General features: G+C 61.1%; 16 protein-coding genes and 1 riboswitch. Of the genes, 8 read left to right on the forward strand and 8 right to left on the reverse strand.

The window, feature by feature from the left end; translation table 11 throughout:
• Positions 1-7 precede the first annotated feature (7 nt).
• Positions 8-1,063: an erythrose-4-phosphate dehydrogenase gene (gene epd, locus CKW24_RS00520; RefSeq protein WP_095164432.1), complete on the reverse strand. Its 1,056-nt coding sequence runs from the start codon at positions 1,061-1,063 to the stop codon at positions 8-10.
• Positions 1,064-1,214: 151 nt separating this feature from the next.
• A complete protein-coding gene (gene tkt, locus CKW24_RS00525; RefSeq protein ID WP_095164444.1) occupies positions 1,215-3,212 on the reverse strand; it encodes a transketolase in 1,998 nt (665 codons plus the stop codon).
• Positions 3,213-3,485: 273 nt separating this feature from the next.
• On the opposite strand from tkt, the gene CKW24_RS00530 reads away from it, so the two are divergent.
• The 4 genes from CKW24_RS00530 to CKW24_RS00545 all read left to right on the forward strand — a co-directional run bounded on the left by CKW24_RS00530 (position 3,486) and on the right by CKW24_RS00545 (position 8,018).
• A complete protein-coding gene (locus CKW24_RS00530; protein WP_095164446.1) occupies positions 3,486-4,481 on the forward strand; it encodes a metalloregulator ArsR/SmtB family transcription factor in 996 nt (331 codons plus the stop codon).
• A gap of 19 nt (positions 4,482-4,500) precedes the next feature.
• Entirely contained in the window at positions 4,501-5,691 is a 1,191-nt protein-coding gene (gene metK, locus CKW24_RS00535; protein WP_095164448.1) for a methionine adenosyltransferase, read from the forward strand.
• A gap of 152 nt (positions 5,692-5,843) precedes the next feature.
• Positions 5,844-7,529, forward strand: a complete 1,686-nt coding sequence (gene ligB, locus CKW24_RS00540; RefSeq protein WP_095164450.1) for an NAD-dependent DNA ligase LigB — start codon at positions 5,844-5,846, stop codon at positions 7,527-7,529.
• 93 nt (positions 7,530-7,622) lie between these two features.
• Positions 7,623-8,018: a DUF1090 domain-containing protein gene (locus tag CKW24_RS00545; protein WP_095164451.1), complete on the forward strand. Its 396-nt coding sequence runs from the start codon at positions 7,623-7,625 to the stop codon at positions 8,016-8,018.
• A gap of 92 nt (positions 8,019-8,110) precedes the next feature.
• Here CKW24_RS00545 and CKW24_RS00550 read toward each other — a convergent pair whose 3' ends face one another.
• The gene (locus CKW24_RS00550; protein WP_095164453.1) at positions 8,111-8,560 is read right to left on the reverse strand and encodes a cytochrome c; all 450 of its coding nucleotides are present in this window, start codon (positions 8,558-8,560) and stop codon (positions 8,111-8,113) included.
• Between the two features lie 129 nt (positions 8,561-8,689).
• Here CKW24_RS00550 and CKW24_RS00555 point away from each other — a divergent pair, with 129 nt between their 5' ends.
• Positions 8,690-9,862: a murein transglycosylase A gene (locus CKW24_RS00555; protein WP_095164455.1), complete on the forward strand. Its 1,173-nt coding sequence runs from the start codon at positions 8,690-8,692 to the stop codon at positions 9,860-9,862.
• A gap of 9 nt (positions 9,863-9,871) precedes the next feature.
• Here CKW24_RS00555 and CKW24_RS00560 read toward each other — a convergent pair whose 3' ends face one another.
• Both CKW24_RS00560 and CKW24_RS00565 read right to left on the reverse strand, forming a co-directional pair.
• Positions 9,872-10,255: an MAPEG family protein gene (locus CKW24_RS00560; protein ID WP_095164457.1), complete on the reverse strand. Its 384-nt coding sequence runs from the start codon at positions 10,253-10,255 to the stop codon at positions 9,872-9,874.
• Between the two features lie 38 nt (positions 10,256-10,293).
• A complete protein-coding gene (locus CKW24_RS00565) occupies positions 10,294-11,127 on the reverse strand; it encodes an EamA family transporter (protein ID WP_095164459.1) in 834 nt (277 codons plus the stop codon).
• A gap of 193 nt (positions 11,128-11,320) precedes the next feature.
• Between CKW24_RS00565 and CKW24_RS00570 the strand changes: the two genes are divergently transcribed.
• A complete protein-coding gene (locus CKW24_RS00570; RefSeq protein ID WP_095164460.1) occupies positions 11,321-12,496 on the forward strand; it encodes an MFS transporter in 1,176 nt (391 codons plus the stop codon).
• On the opposite strand, the gene CKW24_RS00575 is transcribed toward CKW24_RS00570, so the two are convergent.
• From CKW24_RS00575 to CKW24_RS00585, 3 genes are all read right to left on the reverse strand, one after another.
• Positions 12,477-14,339: a DUF3857 and transglutaminase domain-containing protein gene (locus CKW24_RS00575; protein ID WP_095164463.1), complete on the reverse strand. Its 1,863-nt coding sequence runs from the start codon at positions 14,337-14,339 to the stop codon at positions 12,477-12,479. The two genes, CKW24_RS00570 and CKW24_RS00575, sit on opposite strands and share 20 nt — an antisense overlap.
• Before the next feature lie 126 nt (positions 14,340-14,465).
• A complete protein-coding gene (locus CKW24_RS00580) occupies positions 14,466-15,347 on the reverse strand; it encodes a formate/nitrite transporter family protein (protein ID WP_095164465.1) in 882 nt (293 codons plus the stop codon).
• A 72-nt stretch (positions 15,348-15,419) separates the two neighbouring features.
• Positions 15,420-15,824 carry an acyl-CoA thioesterase gene (locus CKW24_RS00585; RefSeq protein WP_027617039.1) on the reverse strand — a complete coding sequence of 135 codons (405 nt, stop codon included), beginning with the start codon at positions 15,822-15,824 and terminating at the stop codon, positions 15,420-15,422.
• Between the two features lie 197 nt (positions 15,825-16,021).
• Positions 16,022-16,124, forward strand: a riboswitch (S-adenosyl-L-homocysteine riboswitch).
• Positions 16,125-16,147: 23 nt separating this feature from the next.
• Between CKW24_RS00585 and ahcY the strand changes: the two genes are divergently transcribed.
• Both ahcY and metF read left to right on the forward strand, forming a co-directional pair.
• Positions 16,148-17,557, forward strand: a complete 1,410-nt coding sequence (gene ahcY / locus CKW24_RS00590; RefSeq protein WP_095164467.1) for an adenosylhomocysteinase — start codon at positions 16,148-16,150, stop codon at positions 17,555-17,557.
• Between the two features lie 200 nt (positions 17,558-17,757).
• On the forward strand, positions 17,758-18,603 hold the full coding sequence (metF, locus tag CKW24_RS00595; protein ID WP_095164469.1) for a methylenetetrahydrofolate reductase [NAD(P)H]: 846 nt from the start codon (positions 17,758-17,760) through the stop codon (positions 18,601-18,603).
• Positions 18,604-18,632: the final 29 nt, after the last annotated feature.

Below are 18,632 nucleotides of genomic sequence, written 5' to 3' on the forward strand. Positions count from 1 at the left end.
GCTCAGGTTAGAGAGCAGGTTTCTTGATAGCTGTTTGCAGATAGTGTTCTGCAACATCCAGCATTCGGTTGGCAAAACCCCATTCGTTGTCGAACCAGGCCAGGACGTTCACCAGCCGGGGGCCGGAGACGCGGGTCTGACTGGCATCGACAATCGCCGAATGTGGGTCATGGTTAAAATCACAACTGGCGTGAGGCAGTTCGGTGTACGCCAGCAAGCCCTTGAGCGGGCCGCTGGTGGCGGCCTCGCGCAGGAGCCGGTTGACCTCGGTGGCGTCGGTGTCGGTCACCGTCTGCATGGTGATATCCAGGCAAGAGACATTCACCGTCGGCACCCGTACCGCTTTGGCCTGAATTCGCCCGGCAAGTTCCGGCAACAGGCGTTCGATGCCACGCGCCAGACCAGTGGACACCGGGATCACCGACTGGAACGCCGAGCGGGTGCGACGCAGGTCCTCGTGGTGATAGGCATCGATCACCGGCTGGTCGTTCATCGCCGAGTGGATGGTGGTGATCGACACGTAGTCCAGGCCAAATGCCTGGTCCAGCAGGCGCAGCAACGGCACACCACAGTTGGTGGTGCAGGACGCGTTGGACACCAGCAGCTCAGCGCCGGTCAGGCAGTCCTGGTTGACACCAAAGACGATGGTGGCGTCGACATCGGCCTCGCTGGCCATCGGCTGGGAGAACAACACCCGTGGTGCGCCGGCGTCGAGGAACCGCTGGCCGTCGGCGCGGGTGTTGTAGGCACCGGAACATTCGAGCACCAGATCGACGCCCAGGGACGCCCAATCGATGCCTTCGGGAGTGGCACTGCGCAGGACCTTCACGCAGTCGCCATTAATATGCAGACAATCGCCATCGACCTTCACTTCGCCGGGAAACCGGCCGTGGGTGGAGTCGAAGCGTGTCAGGTATTCAATACTGGCCATGTCAGCCAGATCGTTGATCGCGACAATTTCAAACCCAGCCGCCGAGCCTCGCTCGAACAACGCCCGCAAGACGCAACGACCAATGCGGCCGTAGCCGTTGAGTGCAACTTTGTAAGGACGCGGTTGAGGCATGGGGTTCTCGATTACCGTGGTGAATCCGTTAATGCAGCGTCGTCTGACCGACCGCTATCGCGGGCAAGCCCGCTCCCACATGGACGGTGTATATCCCTGTGGGAGCGGGCTTGCCCGCGATGGCGTCGGCTCAGGCAACACCTTTTCTGGATCAGTCTTCCAGCAGCTCTTCAGCCTGGCCCAGGATGTTCTCCAGGGTAAAGCCGAACTCTTCGAACAAGGCTGGCGCAGGCGCCGACTCGCCGTAGGTGGTCATGCCGATGACGCGGCCTTCCAGGCCCACGTACTTGTACCAGTAGTCGGCGTGAGCCGCCTCGATGGCGATACGGGCGCTGACTTGCAACGGCAGGACCGATTGCTTGTAGCCGGCGTCCTGGGCTTCGAAGACGCTGGTGCACGGCATGGAAACCACACGCACTTTGCGACCCTGCTCGGTCAGTTTGTCGTACGCCTGAACGGTCAGGCCCACTTCGGAACCGGTGGAGATCAGGATCAGTTCCGGCTCGCCGGCACAGTCCTTGAGCACATAGCCGCCACGGCTGATGTCGGCGATCTGCGCGTCGGTACGAACCTGGTGTTGCAGGTTCTGACGCGAGAAGACCAACGCCGAAGGACCGTCCTTGCGCTCAATTGCATGCTTCCAGGCCACGGCCGATTCGACCGCGTCGGATGGGCGCCAGGTGTCCAGGTTTGGCGTGGTCCGCAGGCTGGTCAGTTGCTCGACCGGCTGGTGGGTCGGACCGTCTTCGCCCAGGCCAATGGAGTCGTGGGTGTAGACATGGATCACACGCTTTTTCATCAGCGCCGCCATGCGTACCGCATTGCGGGCGTATTCCATGAACATCAGGAAGGTTGCGCCGTAAGGCACCAGGCCGCCGTGCAGGGCAACACCGTTCATGATGGCGCTCATGCCGAACTCGCGCACGCCGTAGTACATGTAGTTGCCGCTGGCGTCTTCAGCCGAAACACCTTTGCAACCTTTCCACAGGGTCAGGTTGGAACCGGCCAGGTCAGCCGAACCGCCGAGCACTTCCGGCAACAGCGGGCCGAACGCGTTCAGGGCGTTCTGGCTGGCTTTACGGCTGGCGATGGTTTCGCCCTTGGCAGCGACTTCGGCGATGTAGGCCGAGGCTTTTTCCGAGAAGTCAGCCGGCAGCTCACCGCTCAGGCGACGGATCAGTTCGTTGGCTTCGCTCGGGAACGCGGCAGAATAGGCAGCAAAACGCTGATCCCACTCGGATTCGACGGTACGGCCGCTTTCCTTGGCATCCCATTCGGCATAGATATCGGCCGGGATTTCAAACGGGCCGTGGTTCCACTTCAGCGCCGCACGGGTCAGGGCGATTTCCGCGTCACCCAGTGGGGCGCCGTGGCAGTCTTCCTTGCCTTGCTTGTTCGGCGAACCGAAGCCGATGGTGGTCTTGCAGCAGATCAGGGTCGGCTGCTCGCTTTTGCGGGCAGTCTCGATCGCGGTCTTGATCTCTTCCGGGTCGTGACCGTCAACGTTGCGGATCACCTGCCAGTTGTAGGCTTCGAAACGCTTGGGTGTGTCGTCGGTGAACCAGCCTTCGACTTCGCCGTCGATGGAGATGCCGTTGTCATCGTAGAAGGCGATCAGCTTGCCCAGGCCCAGGGTACCGGCCAGGGAAGCGACTTCGTGGGAAATGCCTTCCATCATGCAGCCATCACCCAGGAACACATAGGTGTGGTGGTCGACAATGTTGTGCCCAGGACGGTTGAACTGCGCCGCCAGGACTTTTTCCGCCAGGGCGAAGCCCACAGCGTTGGCCAGGCCCTGACCCAGCGGGCCAGTGGTGGTTTCAACGCCCGGGGTGTAACCGAACTCCGGGTGGCCCGGGGTACGGCTGTGCAGTTGACGGAAGTTTTTCAGGTCATCGATCGACAGGTCGTAGCCAGTCAGATGCAGCAGCGAGTAGATCAACATCGAGCCATGACCGTTGGACAGCACGAAGCGGTCACGGTCGGCGAACGATGGATTGCTCGGGTTGTGCTTGAGGTAGTCACGCCAAAGTACTTCGGCGATATCCGCCATACCCATAGGGGCACCGGGATGGCCGCTGTTGGCTTTTTGCACGGCATCCATGCTGAGGGCACGAATGGCGTTGGCACGCTCACGACGGCTGGGCATCGCTGTTCTCCTGAGGATTTTGAATCGAGAGTGAATAAAACGGCACGGAAAAAAGGCGAGCATTTTCCCTCAGCGGATAGCCCGGGGGCAATGACAGATAGTCGATCAGGCACATTATTCCTGTGGATAACTGCTCATTGCCTGGGTGAAACCTTTCCGCATCTGGTTTGTAGAGTAAGGTTCGGCGGAAGAAGTGCCATCCATCGAGCAATATCAAAACTTTTTGATATTGAACTTGCGATGATTTCGAGGCGTGACTAGACTGCCGGCCTTATGAACCTACGCGCGCCTTCCATTCGCCCCGACGATTGTGATGAGCTGGCGGCCCTGTGCAAGGCCGGCGGCGATCCGTTGCGCCTGAATGTATTGCGCGCCCTGGCCAATGACTCGTTTGGCGTGCTGGAACTGGCGCAGATCTTTGCCACCGGCCAATCGGGCATGAGCCACCACCTCAAAGTGCTGGCCCAGGCCGACCTGGTGGCGACTCGCCGTGAAGGCAATGCGATTTTTTATCGACGCGCCCTGCCCCACACCGAATTGCCAGGCGGCAAGCTGCATGCGGCCCTGCTTGAAGAAGTCGACAACCTGACCCTGCCCAGTGACGTGCAATCACGCATCGCACAAGTTCACGGGCAAAGGGCTGCCGCAAGCCAGGATTTTTTCTCACGGGTTGCGGAGAAGTTTCGCGCCCAACAAGACTTGATTGCCGGCCTGCCGCAGTACCGCGAAAGTGTGCTGGCGCTGCTCGACAAACTCAGCTTCAGTGACATGGCCACGGCGATTGAAGTCGGCCCCGGGGATGGCAGTTTTCTCCCGGAACTGGCCCGGCGCTTCAGTCAGGTCACGGCGCTCGACAACAGCCCGGCGATGCTCGAACTGGCGCGCCAGGTGTGTGAGCGGGAAAGGTTGACTAACGTCAGCCTGCAACTGGCCGATGCCTTGAATGGCGTGAGCCTGGCAGCCGACTGTGTGGTACTGAATATGGTCCTGCACCATTTCGCCGCCCCGGCTGATGCGCTCAAGCACATGGCTGGCTTGCTACAACCAGGCGGCAGCCTGCTCGTGACAGATTTATGCAGTCACAACCAAAGTTGGGCCAGGGAGGCCTGCGGTGATCTTTGGTTGGGGTTTGAACAGGACGATCTGGCCCGTTGGGCCACCGCTGCGGGACTCGTTCCCGGGGAAAGTCTCTATGTAGGCTTACGTAATGGTTTCCAGATCCAGGTCCGCCATTTTCAGCGACCGGCTGGCGACACTCACCATCGGTAAATTTCAGGAAAACATCGAGATGAGCGAATACTCCCTTTTCACCTCCGAGTCCGTGTCTGAAGGGCATCCGGACAAAATCGCCGACCAGATTTCTGATGCGGTGCTGGACGCAATCATTGCTGAAGACAAGTTCGCCCGTGTGGCGTGCGAGACTCTGGTGAAAACGGGCGTGGCGATCATCGCCGGCGAAGTCACTACCTCGGCCTGGGTTGACCTGGAGCAGATCGTTCGTGACGTCATCACCGACATCGGCTACACCAGCTCCGACGTCGGTTTCGACGGCGCAACCTGCGGCGTGATGAACATCATCGGCAAGCAGTCCCCCGACATCAACCAGGGTGTCGACCGCGCCAAGCCAGAAGACCAGGGCGCCGGCGACCAGGGCCTGATGTTCGGCTACGCCAGCAACGAAACCGAAGTGCTGATGCCGGCGCCGATCACCTTCTCGCACCAGCTTGTACAAAGGCAAGCCGAAGCCCGTAAATCCGGGCTGTTGCCGTGGCTGCGCCCGGATGCCAAGTCCCAGGTTACCTGCCGCTATGAAGGCGGCAAGGTAGTCGGCATCGACGCCGTCGTCCTGTCGACCCAGCACAACCCGGACGTGTCGTACAAAGACCTGCGCGAAGGCGTGATGGAGCTGATCGTCAAGCACGTACTGCCGGCCGAACTGCTGAGCAAGGACACCCAGTTCCACATCAACCCGACTGGCCAGTTCATCATTGGTGGCCCGGTTGGCGACTGCGGCCTGACCGGTCGCAAGATCATCGTCGACAGCTACGGCGGCATGGCCCGTCACGGCGGCGGCGCGTTCTCCGGCAAGGATCCATCGAAGGTTGACCGTTCGGCTGCCTACGCCGGTCGCTACGTAGCCAAGAACATCGTGGCCGCCGGCCTGGCCGAGCGTTGCGAGATTCAGGTGTCCTACGCCATCGGCGTCGCTCAGCCTACCTCGATCTCGCTGAACACCTTCGGCACCGGCAAGATCAGCGACGACAAGATCGTCAAGCTGGTGCGCGAAGTGTTCGACCTGCGTCCATACGCCATCACCAAAATGCTCGACCTGCTGCACCCGATGTACCAGGAAACCGCAGCCTACGGCCACTTCGGCCGCACGCCGCAAACCAAGACCGTGGGCGAAGACACCTTCACCACGTTCACCTGGGAAAAAACCGACCGCGCCGACGCCTTGCGCGCTGCTGCCGGCCTGTAAGCCCTACGGGCTACAACACAAGCCCCGCCCGGTTCGCCGCGCGGGGCTTGTGCTTTTTCGGGGCGGCGACACACCCTGCAAAGCACTTGGCAACGCCCGCTTCGGTCCTGATCTAGCCTTGAGTTTCTCCCCCTCGAGCAAGGACGCTCACGATGCCGGTTCGCTCCCCCCTGTTGCTCGGCCTATGCCTGGGCAGCGTCTGCCTGCTGGCCAATGCCAGCCCCTGCCCCGATTGGCCGGCCGAGCGTGCCGGGGCTGAAATCGAGGCCTTGCAGCAACAGCTCCAGCGCTGGGACGAGCGCTATCACCGCCAGGGCCAGTCACCGGTGGCGGATGAACTCTATGACCAGTCCCGCGCCCGGCTCAGCGCCTGGCGTAGCTGCTTCAATACCCACGCGGAAACCGACAATCCGTTACTGACCGCTCGCGGCACCCTGGCCCACCCCACGCCCCATACCGGCCTGGACAAACTCAGCGACGGCCAGGCCGTCAAAGACTGGCTAGCCTCACGCCAGCAGGTCTGGGTGCAGCCCAAGGTCGACGGGGTGGCCGTGACCCTGGTTTACCAGCAGGGCCGACTGACCCAGGCGATCAGTCGGGGCGACGGCATCCTGGGGCAGGACTGGACCGCCCAGGCCCGCAAACTCAGCGCTGTCCCCCAGCAATTGCCGAAAGCCATCGACCTGCTGGTGCAGGGCGAGCTCTATTGGCGCCTGACCGATCACGTGCAGGCCACGGCAGGCAGCCTCAATGCCCGCAGCAACGTGGCCGGGCTGATGGCCCGCAAGACCCTGCAGCCCCAGGAGGCCGACGGGATCGGTCTGTTTGTCTGGGACTGGCCCCGGGGCCCCGTCGAGCTACCGGTCCGTGCCGCAGCCCTGACTGCCCTGGGATTCAACGACACGCAGCCCTTCAGCCAACCGATCCAGACCTTTGCCGATGCCGAGCGCTGGCGTGAGCAGTGGTATCGCACGCCGCTACCGTTCGCCACAGACGGCATCGTCCTGCGCCAGCAACAACGACCGTCCGCCGAACGCTGGCAAGCCAGGTCGCCCTATTGGGCCATCGCCTGGAAATACCCCTTCGCCCAGGCCCTGGCCGAGGTCCGCAAGGTGCACTTCAAGACCGGGCGCACCGGACGCATCACCCCGGTGCTGGAGCTTGTGCCCTTTACGCTCGATGACCGGCAGATCAAACGAGTGAGCGTCAGTTCACTGCAACGATGGCAACGCCTGGATATCCGCCCTGGCGATCATGTCGCGATCAGTCTGGCTGGCCTGACCATCCCGCGACTCGACAGCGTGGTACTGCGCAGCACCGAACGCGCCCAGGTCCTGGTGCCGCGCGCTGAAGACTTTCATCCACTGAGTTGCTGGCAACCGACGCCCGGTTGTGAAAACCAGTTCCTGGCGCGCCTGACCTGGCTCAGTGGCAAGCAGGGCCTGGCCTTGGCGCAGGTAGGCCCCGGTACTTGGGAGAAGCTGGTCCAGGCCGGCCGTATCAAAGGGTTACTGGATTGGTTGACCCTCGATGCCCAAGAGCTTGCTACCATTGACGGTTTCGGCGAGCGCAACAGCGCACGCCTGCTGGAGAGCCTGCAACGTGCCCGTCAGCAACCATTCACCCGCTGGCTCAAGGCCTTGGGGGTTCCGCCCACGGGCGCGGCCAATCTGGCAGGTCCATGGCAGTTGCTGGCACAGCGAGACACCGCTCAATGGTTAGCCGAAGGTGCAATCGGCCCGGGCCGCGCGGCGCAGTTAAGCGCCTTTTTTCGCGACCCGCATGTGCAGGCCTTGAGCGAACAATTACGGGCTGCCGGTATCGACGGGTTTGAGTGACCGGGATACCTGCAGCATTGAACCCAACGAGTATCGATGCGCTCAAACAGGCCATCTGCTCGTCGACTTGATTACCTGTTAAACGGAGCTTTCATGAAACGTCTTTCACCGCTCGCCCTGTTGACCCTGTGCAGCGTCCTGGCTGCCCCCCTGATGGCGGCCGAACAAGCCCCGGAACTCACCGGCTGCGCCGCCAAGCGCCAGTCCATCAGCACCCAGATCGAGCAGGCCAAGGCCCACGGTAATGCCGAGCAACAGGCTGGCCTGGAAAAGGCCCTGAGCGAAGTCACCGCCCACTGCACCGATGCTTCCCTGAAAAAAGAACGCGAAAGCAAGGTGCTCGATGCCAAGCACGAGGTCAGCAAGCGTCAGGCCGACCTCGACAAGGCGATGAAAAAGGGCGATCCGGAGAAGATCAACAAACGCAAAGACAAACTCGCCGAGTCCCGCAAGGAATTGCAGGAAGCGCTGGACGAGCTGGATAAGTAAGCACAACGCCTAATCCTGGTTGTGCAGGAGCTGGCGGTACCCGCTTGCAGCACCTGCTTGCGGCTTGCCAGCTCCTGCACAAGTCAGCGCACTCAGTGGTCGCGAAACTCTTTATGACAGGCACTGCACGCGTCTTCGACTTTCTGCACCGCAGGGCCGAGGTTGCTTGCCTTGTAGGGCTGGACCTGGCTGGCGACCACCAATTGAGCGGTAGCCGCTTCCAGCGTGCGGGCCATTTCCTGGAAGCGCGCCTGTTTCTGCCAGACCTCATCCTTGGCGCTGCTGTGATCCTCCTCGCGAACCTGGGGGAAATGCTTCCACGGTTCCCGGGACAAGGTATCCAGCTTGACGGCACCTTCGGCAAAACGCGGACCGTCGAACGGTATGCGTCCGCGCAACATGCCGCCCAGGTCTTCACCGGTCTTGAGCATTTGCTTGAAGATCGCCTTGCGCTGACCCAGCGGCGAGTTCGGATCGACACCGCCACAGGCAGACAGCGTCAGGCAGGCCAGCAATACAACAGAAATTCTTTTAAGAGTCATGGTGGCTCAAGGTCACGGAAATCGGCGGCCAGTATCCTCGCCTGATCCGCAAAGACCAATAGCCCTATTAACAATAAGGGTTGCCTGAGTACCTGAAGGACTCCGGCAGCCGGTCATAGGAAGTACCGCATGAACAGTCGTTTCAAGGCCTGGCGCAAGCACCTGGGCTGGACCTTTCCGATGATCGCCCTCCTCGCCGGTTGCAACGGTGGCGATAACACCAAGCCGCAAACCCATGCGCTGGCCACCTACTCCAGCGCGACCTGGGACGCCTTACCGGCGGTGTCCGATAACGACCTGCTCGCCGGGTTCGGTTCATGGCGCAGCGCCTGCACCCGCCTCAAGGCCGATCCGGTCTGGGGCGCGCCCTGCGCCGCCGCAGCCAACGTGCCACAAGACGCCACGGCAATCCGCGCCTTCCTCAAGGAACAACTTCAGGTCTACGGCCTGCGCTCCTCCGGCGGGAACGCCAACGGCTTGATCACCGGTTATTACGAACCGGTGTACCCCGGCAGCTTGACGCAGACCCCGGCAGCCAACGTGCCGATCTACGGTGTGCCGGAAGACATGATCATCGTCTCCCTCGAGAGCATTTACCCCGAGCTCAAGGGCAAGCGCCTGCGCGGCCGCCTCGAAGGGCGAGTACTCAAGCCTTACGATGACGCCGCCACCATCGGGACCCAAGGGGTCAAGGCGCCGATAGTGGCCTGGCTGACCGACCCGATGGACCTGCAATTCCTGCAGATCCAGGGCTCGGGCCGGGTCCAACTGGCCGATGGCCGACAACTGCGCATCGCCTACGCCGACCAGAACGGCCACCCGTACCGGCCCATTGGTCGCTGGTTGGTGGAACAGGGTGAACTGAAGAAAGAAGACGTGACCATGGGTGCCATCAGCACCTGGGCCAAGGCCAACCCGACACGCATTCCCGAGCTGCTGGCCAGCAACCCGAGCTATGTGTTCTTCACCCGCAACCCCGACAGCAACGAAGGCCCCCGCGGTTCACTGAACGTGCCGCTGACTTCGGGTTACAGCGTGGCGGTAGATCGCAAGGTGATTCCGCTGGGCAGCCTGCTGTGGCTATCGACCACGCGTCCCGATGGCACCCCGTTGGTCCGCCCGGTGGCCGCGCAGGACACCGGCGGCGCGATCACTGGCGAAGTGCGCGCCGACCTGTTCTGGGGAACCGGCGATGCCGCCGGGCACTTGGCCGGCGACATGAAGCAGCAGGGACAGATCTGGATGTTATGGCCAAAAGGTGCGCCGCTGCCCCAACTGCCACAGGTGCCTGACAGCAAGTAACCGGCCGGTTCAGATCGAGACGAAAAAGAAGCTGACGATCAGCCCGACCCCGACAAACCACACCAGCGAACGCAGGATGGCCCAGTCGGCCAGGTAGCAGATGATGTACAGCAGGCGGCTGGTGATGAACAACACCGACAATACGTTGATCGTCACCAGCTCCGCGTTGCCGGCCAAATGCGCGACGATGACCGCCGCGGCGAATGCCGGGGTGATCTCGAAACTGTTGAGCTGGGCGGCATACGCGCGCTTGGCGAAGCCGTCCAGGGTCAACGCAAACGAGCGCGGGTCATGGTTGTCCCGCAGCCGGTAGCCGCCGCCGACCTTGGCGACGGCTGTGCACAGGTACGGCAGGAAAATCGCGATCAAGATGCACCACAGAGCCACAGTCATTACCGATTCCTTCTTGTTGGGGTTTTATGAGCCAGGGCTCAGAACTTCATCACGAGCATGCCAATCAGCACCAGCCCACAGGCTAAGAGTCGTGGTCTGCCGAAAGGTTCTTTGAGGTAACGCATACCAAAGAGCACCACCAGGATCACGCTGATCTCGCGCAACGCAGCCGCTTCGGCAATCGACCCCAACTGCATGGCCCAGAGCACCAGAGCGTAGCTGAACAACACGCAGAATCCGACCGCCAGTCCCAGCCGCCACTGCTCTCGCCAGAACTGCATGAATGCTGGCCGCTTGCTCACCATGGCCAGCAACGGGAACGGCCAGGCACTGAGCAGCGTGACCCAGACCAGGTAATCCAGGGGATGCGACCAGCGACGAATAGCCTGGCCATCAATGAAGGTGTAGCAGCCGATGCACAGGCCGATCAACGCCACCACCGGCAGCATCGTCCACGGCAAGCGCTCGCCACCACCGCCCTGCCACAGCAGGCAAAGCATGCCGAACGGGATCAGTAGGATGCCGAGGATCTGCTGGGTGCTCAGCACTTCGCCGGCGAAAATCAGGGTCAACGCCAACACCACCAACGGCGACAACCCGCGCATCAACGGATAGACCAAGCCCAGGTCACCCACCCGATAGGCCTGGATCAGCAGGTAGCGATAAAGCAATTCAAAGGCCGCCGAAGCGAGGATCCACGGCCAGATGTCCAGCGGCGGCAAACTCACGAACGGCAGCGCCACCGCCACGAACAACAGCGCCACGCTGTCCATGCAGGCCACCACCAGCAAACGTTCAGCGCTAAACTTGATCAGGGTATTCCAGGCCGCGTGCAACAGCGCCGCCACCAAAACCAGAACTGTCGCGAGCACGTAGCCTCCTTGCCCAAGAGAATTGATTCGCCATATGTCAGTAGCTGTTTATACTGCAAGCGACCACGCCGCACTCACTTGCGCACATACTTATTCCAATAAATTTCTGCTACTGCCTGACTCTTCAACGATTCGGGAGCCGGCAGGCGTTCGCCTGATCAAAGCGTCAAGACTACCCATAGAGACCTTGCGCATGCCACTGGCCTTGCTTGCTTTGGCCGTTGCCGCTTTTGGCATCGGCACCACCGAATTTGTCATCATGGGCCTGCTGCCCGATGTTGCCCGCGACCTCGCGGTGAGCATCCCCGACGCCGGCCTGCTGATTACCGGCTACGCCCTGGGCGTGGTGTTCGGCGCCCCGATCCTCGCGATCGGTACTGCCAACATGCCCCGCAAGGCCACATTGCTGGGCATGACGCTGATGTTCATCCTCGGCAACATCCTCTGCGCCCTGGCGCCAAACTACGCCACGTTGATGGCGGCCCGGGTGATCACCGCACTGTGCCATGGGGCCTTCTTTGGCATCGGCTCGGTGGTCGCCGCCGGCCTGGTGGCACCGAACAAGCGGGCCCAGGCGATTGCGCTGATGTTCACCGGCCTGACCCTGGCCAATGTGCTGGGCGTGCCTCTGGGCACGGCCTTGGGCCAATACGCCGGCTGGCGCTCGACATTCTGGGCAGTGTCGGTAATCGGGGTGATTGCGGCCCTCGCCCAATGGCTGTGGCTGCCCAAGGACATCGCCATGGACAAGGCCAATCTGGCCAGTGAGTTCAAGGTGCTGGGCAAGCCCAGTGTCCTGCTGGCACTGGGCATGAGCGTGCTGGCGTCCACCAGCCTGTTCAGCGTATTTACCTACATCGCACCGATCCTGCAGGACATCACCGGCGTCAGCCCCCACGGCGTGACCCTCATGCTGCTGTTGTTCGGTGTCGGCCTGACGGCAGGCAGCATGCTTGGCGGAAAGCTGGCCGACAGCCGCTTGCTGCCATCACTGGTGGGCATGGCACTGGCCGTCATGGTGGTGTTGGCAGCGTTCAGCCAGACCAGCCATTCGGTGATCCCGGCGGCCATTACCCTGGTACTCTGGGGCATATTTGCCTTTGCCCTGTGCCCGATCCTGCAACTGCTGATCATCGACCAGGCCCATGAAGCACCCAACCTCGGCTCGACCCTGAACCAGAGCGCCTTCAATCTGGGCAACGCTGCCGGCGCCTGGATCGGCGGACTGGTTGTTGCCAGCGGCGCGGACCTGGCGGACTTGCCCTGGACCGGCGCGCTGGTCAGCGGCTTGACCGTGCTGACCGCGCTGTACTTCATCTACCGGCAACGGTGCGCGAGCGCCACGACGCTTAAAGCGACTGCACAATGATCTGACTTTTCAGGTCATTGGCCGCTGCCTCGGCCATGGTTTTCATCGACTTGAAGTCATCCGGGGTGCACACCGCACCCGGTTGCTTGAAGTCGAAACGGCGCTTGACCACCACCGTGTTGCCTTCGCGGACATAGGTCGAACTGTAGTCGAACCGCTCATGGCGCAGCGTCACGTTCTTTGGTGCCGCGAGAATGCTGACATCCTGTGGGAACTCAAAACGCGCCTGCTCTTCGGTCACCCCGGAAATACAGGTGAACGCCTGAGTCCGCTCCGGCTCCATGAGCAGGCCAAAGACACTTTGTGCAATGCCGCCGGCAAGGCTGCTCATAGTCAGAACGCCAATCGGTCCAGGTAGATTGGCCAGGTTTTCCACGCGCCCGGCCATGTTCATTGCATAGTCCTGGCCGCTCTCCTCGAACTTCCCGGCATCAAAAGTGCCACTGCCATTGAGCCCGTAGGACGCGAGGATCTGCTGGATCATCAGGTCGCGGTCGGCGGGCTTCATCGACTTGACCCCGTAGCGGTTCACTTCGGCGGCCCAGCCAATCACATTGGAGGTATGGCTGAAGTCGGCCGCGCCTTTTGACGAGACCTTGAATAGCATGCTGTTTTCCACCAAGCCTTCTTGGAGGGCCGGCGTGTGCCCAACACTACCGGACTTGCTCAAGACCACCGGTTTGTCCAGCACTGGCACCGGCAGGTAACCGGCGGCAATGCCTTCGGCGGTGGAGTCGAGATACAGGTTCAGGCTCGGCACATAGGTGATGGCGTGGTTGAGCAGCCCCAGCGTCGGCACCTTGGGCAACACATAGGCATTGCCCAGGTTGACCAGGGCCGGCGAACTCTCGATCCCCACCGCCGCCAGCATGGCTTCCAGCAGCGCAACGTGGTCCTTGCAGTCGCCATAGCGGTTGGCCAGGATCGTATCCACCGGATGCGGCACGACACCGCCCGGGCCGACGTAGACCGCAACATAACGAATGTTCTTGCGGACCCAGTCGCTCAGTGCAATAGCCTTGGCCCGGGGCGTGTCGAGCCCGGCCGTGAGGCCGTTGGCAAGGTCCTGGATCTGCGGCGTCAGGGTGCTGTGGGCCCGTGCATCGTAGGCCTTGGCGAACGTGGCGAAATCGCTGAACGTCGACACGGCCAAGTATTGGCCGTAGTCCAGGTAAGACACCGCCCCCTGCTCGATGCGCGCCTTTTGCGCAGGCACATAGTCCCAGCGATAGATTTTGCGTCCCGGCCCGGCGGCGGGCGTGCTCGCGGTAAAGCCCTTGGCATCGGCGTGCAGCGGCATGTCGGCCGGCAGGTCATAGATCAGGGTGAATTGCCGGGTAGGGAAAAACGCCGGGTAGGAAAGGTCTTCAAAATGGCCAGGAAACAGCGCCGTGCTGCGTTTTTTCCTGAACTGAACCACCAGCCGGTCACCCACGGCAACCTCAGGGAAGATCACCACCTTGAGCAGCGTGTCCTGGAACATCGGTGCACCCGCAGACGCTTGCTCCTGCTGCTCCTTGATCTGGTCGGCCTGAACCTGCACCTTGCGTCCGTCAGGCTTTTGCGTATACGCCTGGACCACCTCCAGGGTTTCCAGGGTCCGGTTGTAACTCATCGAACGTTGCGCCCAGGCCTTGATCGCCCGCTCTTCGTTGATCAGGTACGCCGTTTCCCAAGTAGCGACAAAACTGCCGTCGGCATTGACCACATTGGTCTGGATTTCTTTCTCGATGGTTATCGAAAGGTCAGTGCCATCGTCCTTGGCCTGGGCGGTGCCCAAAGCCAGGACAGACACCAGCAGCGCACTCAGAAGGCGCGCAGGGGAGAAGCCTGAGAACTGCATAAAGATCCGTCTTTTTATGAATAGGAAGCGTTCGCAATATACAGCAAACGCTGCGCTATCATTTAGACACCCTTAAATATTGTGCAAATTCAGGCTCTTACCCGCGCATGCAGGGTGAAACTGGCCTCACTTGTGCAATGTGCGCGAATCAGCCACAGGCGCTTCAGCCTTCTTCGGCGGCCCGCTCTCGCTGCGAATTTGCGCATGGCTCAGCAAGGCAAAGATAAAGCTGCCACCAATGATGTTCCCCGCCAGCGTAGGACCTGCAAACACCAGCCAGAAGTCCGCCCATGACAATTGGCCCGCGAACACCAGGTAGGAGACTTCGGCCGAACCGACCACGATGTGGGTGAAGTCCCCCAGCGCCATCAGGTAAGTGATGAGGATAATGATCCACATCTTGGCGCTCTCCATGGACGGAATCATCCAGACCATGGTGGCGATCATCCAGCCCGAGACGATGCCCTTGGCGAACATCTTGCTGGCGTCGTTTTCCATGACCTTGCGCCCGATATCGAGGAAGGCCAGGTCGGTCTTGGTGTCGAAAATCGGCAGGTGCAACATCACGTAGGCCACCAGCAGGGTCCCACACAAATTGCCAAACAAGACCACCGTCCACAGGCGCAACAGCCGGCCGAAATTGTTCAACGTGGGTTTGGTCATGACCGGCAGCACGGCGGTCAGGGTGTTTTCCGTGAACAGCTGCTGGCGGGCGAGGATCACCGCCAGGAACCCGGCACAGTAGCCAAAACTGGCGATCACCTTGAAAGCCTCGCCGTCCGGCAGCCGCGAATTGAGCAGCCCCATGGCCATCAGCGACAGGCCCATGGTCAAACCGGCGGCCAAGGCAGACCACCAGAGCGCAGCGACACTGCGCTCCAGCTCCTGGTCACCCTGGGTACGAATGATCTCGTGCAACACTGCCGCGCGCGGTGGCTGGTTCTTGTCGACGTCGTGCTGTTCCTGCGCCGAAAGGTTCGGGGTCTTGCCGTCGTGTGCCGAGCTCATGGGATACGCAACCGGTGGCGGGATATCTAGCTATGACCTGCACAGCGCAGATTCCGTTCTACAGGCCTTGCATCACTCGACGCCGGCGCCATCCTGGAACTGGTCCTTGACGTACTTGATCTCGGTCCGCCCGTGCGCGGCCGGCAGACCGTCCTCGCCGAGGTTCACAAAGACCATCTTCTCCACCGTGAGGATGCTCTTGCGGGTGATCTTGTTGCGCACCTCGCACGTCAGGGTGATCGAGGTACGACCGAACTCGGTGGCGGTGATGCCCAGTTCGATGATGTCGCCCTGGCGCGAGGCGCTGACAAAGTTGATTTCGGAAATGTACTTGGTGACCACGCGCTGGTTGCCCAGCTGGACGATGGCATAGATCGCCGCTTCTTCGTCGATCCAGCGCAACAGGCTACCGCCGAACAGCGTGCCGTTGGGGTTGAGGTCTTCGGGTTTTACCCATTTGCGGGTGTGGAAATTCATGCTCACTCCTGACCGTCTTGCCGATTGATGCCGCCCATCATGGCAGAGCCCGACGCAGAGCTCTACGCAGCATCGACTATGGTCTCGATCAAGATTATCAACCAGCCGACAGAAACCCTTTGGAAGATCCGCCCAGCCCGCTATAATCGCCCCCGTTTCAAAACGGTCATCTTCAATTGCTACCGTTTTCCCGCCACCTGTCCGAGGGGCGCTGCAGCAGGCTAGACCTGTCAGGCTCGGATGGGGCGTTGCCTGGCCTTGAATGGCCGGACACTAAACGCACAACGGCGCCCATTCGCATACATTACGAATGGAGGCTCTTCATGAGCGCTGTCAACACGCCTGCAGATTTCACCGACTACAAAGTCGCCGACATGTCCCTGGCTGCCTGGGGCCGTCGCGAAACCATCATCGCCGAATCGGAAATGCCGGCCCTGATGGGTCTGCGTCGCAAGTACGCCGAAGAGCAACCGCTCAAGGGTGCGAAGATCCTCGGCTGCATCCACATGACCATCCAGACTGCCGTGCTGATCGAAACCCTGGTTGCCCTGGGTGCCGAAGTGCGTTGGTCGTCCTGCAACATTTTCTCGACTCAGGACCAGGCTGCCGCGTCCATCGCCGCTGCCGGCATCCCGGTATTCGCCTGGAAAGGTGAAACCGAAGCTGAGTACGAGTGGTGCCTGGAGCAAACCATCCTCAAAGATGGCGCTCCATGGGATGCCAACATGATCCTCGACGACGGCGGCGACCTGACCGAGCTGCTGCACAACAAATACCCGGCGGTACTGGATCGCGTTCACGGCGTGACCGAAGAAACCACCACTGGCGTGCACCGCCTGCTGGACATGCTGGCCAAGGGCGAGCTGAAAATCCCGGCCATCAACGTCAACGACTCGGTGACCAAGAGCAAGAACGACAACAAATACGGCTGCCGTCACAGCCTCAACGACGCGATCAAGCGTGGTACCGACCACCTGCTGTCCGGCAAGCAAGCGCTGGTCATCGGCTACGGCGACGTGGGCAAGGGTTCCGCTCAATCCCTGCGTCAGGAAGGCATGATCGTCAAGGTTTCCGAAGTTGACCCGATCTGCGCCATGCAAGCCTGCATGGACGGTTTTGAACTGGTATCGCCATTCATCGACGGTATCAACACCGGCACCGAGGCAAGCATCGACAAGGCGCTGCTGGGCAAGATCGACCTGATCGTGACCACCACCGGTAACGTCAACGTTTGCGACTCGAACATGCTCAAGGCCCTGAAGAAGCGTGCAGTAGTCTGCAACATCGGCCACTTCGACAACGAAATCGACACCGCTTTCATGCGCAAGAACTGGGCATGGGAAGAAGTGAAGCCACAGGTGCACAAGATCCACCGCACCGGCCCTGGTGATTTCGACGCACAGAACGACGACTACCTGATCCTGCTGGCCGAAGGTCGCCTGGTGAACCTGGGTAACGCTACCGGTCACCCAAGCCGCATCATGGACGGTTCGTTCGCCAACCAGGTCCTGGCGCAGATCTTCCTGTTCGGCCAGAAGTACGCCGACCTGTCGCCAGCCCAGAAAGCCGAGCGCCTGACCGTTGAAGTACTGCCAAAGAAACTCGACGAAGAAGTGGCCCTGGAAATGGTCCGCGGTTTCGGCGGCGTCGTGACTCAACTGACCAAGACCCAGGCCGATTACATCGGCGTGACCGTCGAAGGTCCGTTCAAGCCGCACGCTTACCGTTACTGATAGGCCGCAGGTTTGCTGGCGATTGCGGTGTGTCCTGCGCACAGCATCGCCTGCTCTCCTGTAGGAGCGAGCCTGCTCGCGATGGTCGTAAACGATAACGCGTGCTGTCTGGATGAACGCGTTGCTCTTACGTTTTTCGCGAGCAAGCTCGCTCCTACAGGGGGCCAGCCTCCGCACTACGTGTTTCCAAGGATACGACCATGTCACAAGATCGTCGCTACAGCTTCGAGTTCTTCCCGACCAAGACCGATGCTGGGCATGAAAAGCTGCTCGCCACTGCTCGTCAGCTGGCCACCTACAACCCCGATTTCTTCTCCTGCACCTATGGCGCTGGTGGTTCGACCCGTGATCGCACGATCAACACCGTGTTGCAGCTGGAAAGCGAAGTCAAAGTCCCTGCCGCCCCGCACCTGTCCTGCGTCGGCGACAGCAAGGCTGACCTGCGCGGCCTGCTGACTCAGTACAAGGCGGCGGGTATCACCCGCATCGTTGCCTTGCGCGGTGACCTGCCTTCGGGCATGGGCATGGCCAGCGGCGAACTGCGCCACGCCAATGACCTGGTGCAATTCATTCGTGAAGAAACCGGCGATCATTTCCACATCGAAGTTGCCGCCTACCCGGAAATGCACCCGCAAGCGCGCAATTTCGAAGACGATCTCGCCAACTTCGCGCGCAAGGCCAACGCTGGCGCCGACAGCGCGATCACCCAGTACTTCTTCAACGCCGACAGCTACTTCTACTTCGTCGAGCGTGTACGGGCGATGGGCGTGAACATCCCGATCGTGCCGGGCATCATGCCGATCACCAACTACAGCAAGCTGGCGCGCTTCTCCGATGCCTGCGGTGCGGAAATCCCACGCTGGATCCGCAAGCAGCTGGAAGCCTACGGCGACGATACCCAGAGCATTCAGGGTTTCGGCGAGCAGGTGATCACGCAGATGTGTGAACGTTTGTTGCAGGGCGGCGCACCAGGGCTGCATTTCTATACCCTGAACCAGGCTGATCCTAGCCTCGCTGTCTGGAACAATCTGAAACTGCCGCGCTGATCACGGCAGTGCATTCAGAAAAATGGCCC

Source organism: Pseudomonas sp. Irchel 3H3, from assembly GCF_900187635.1.
Classification (GTDB): domain Bacteria; phylum Pseudomonadota; class Gammaproteobacteria; order Pseudomonadales; family Pseudomonadaceae; genus Aquipseudomonas.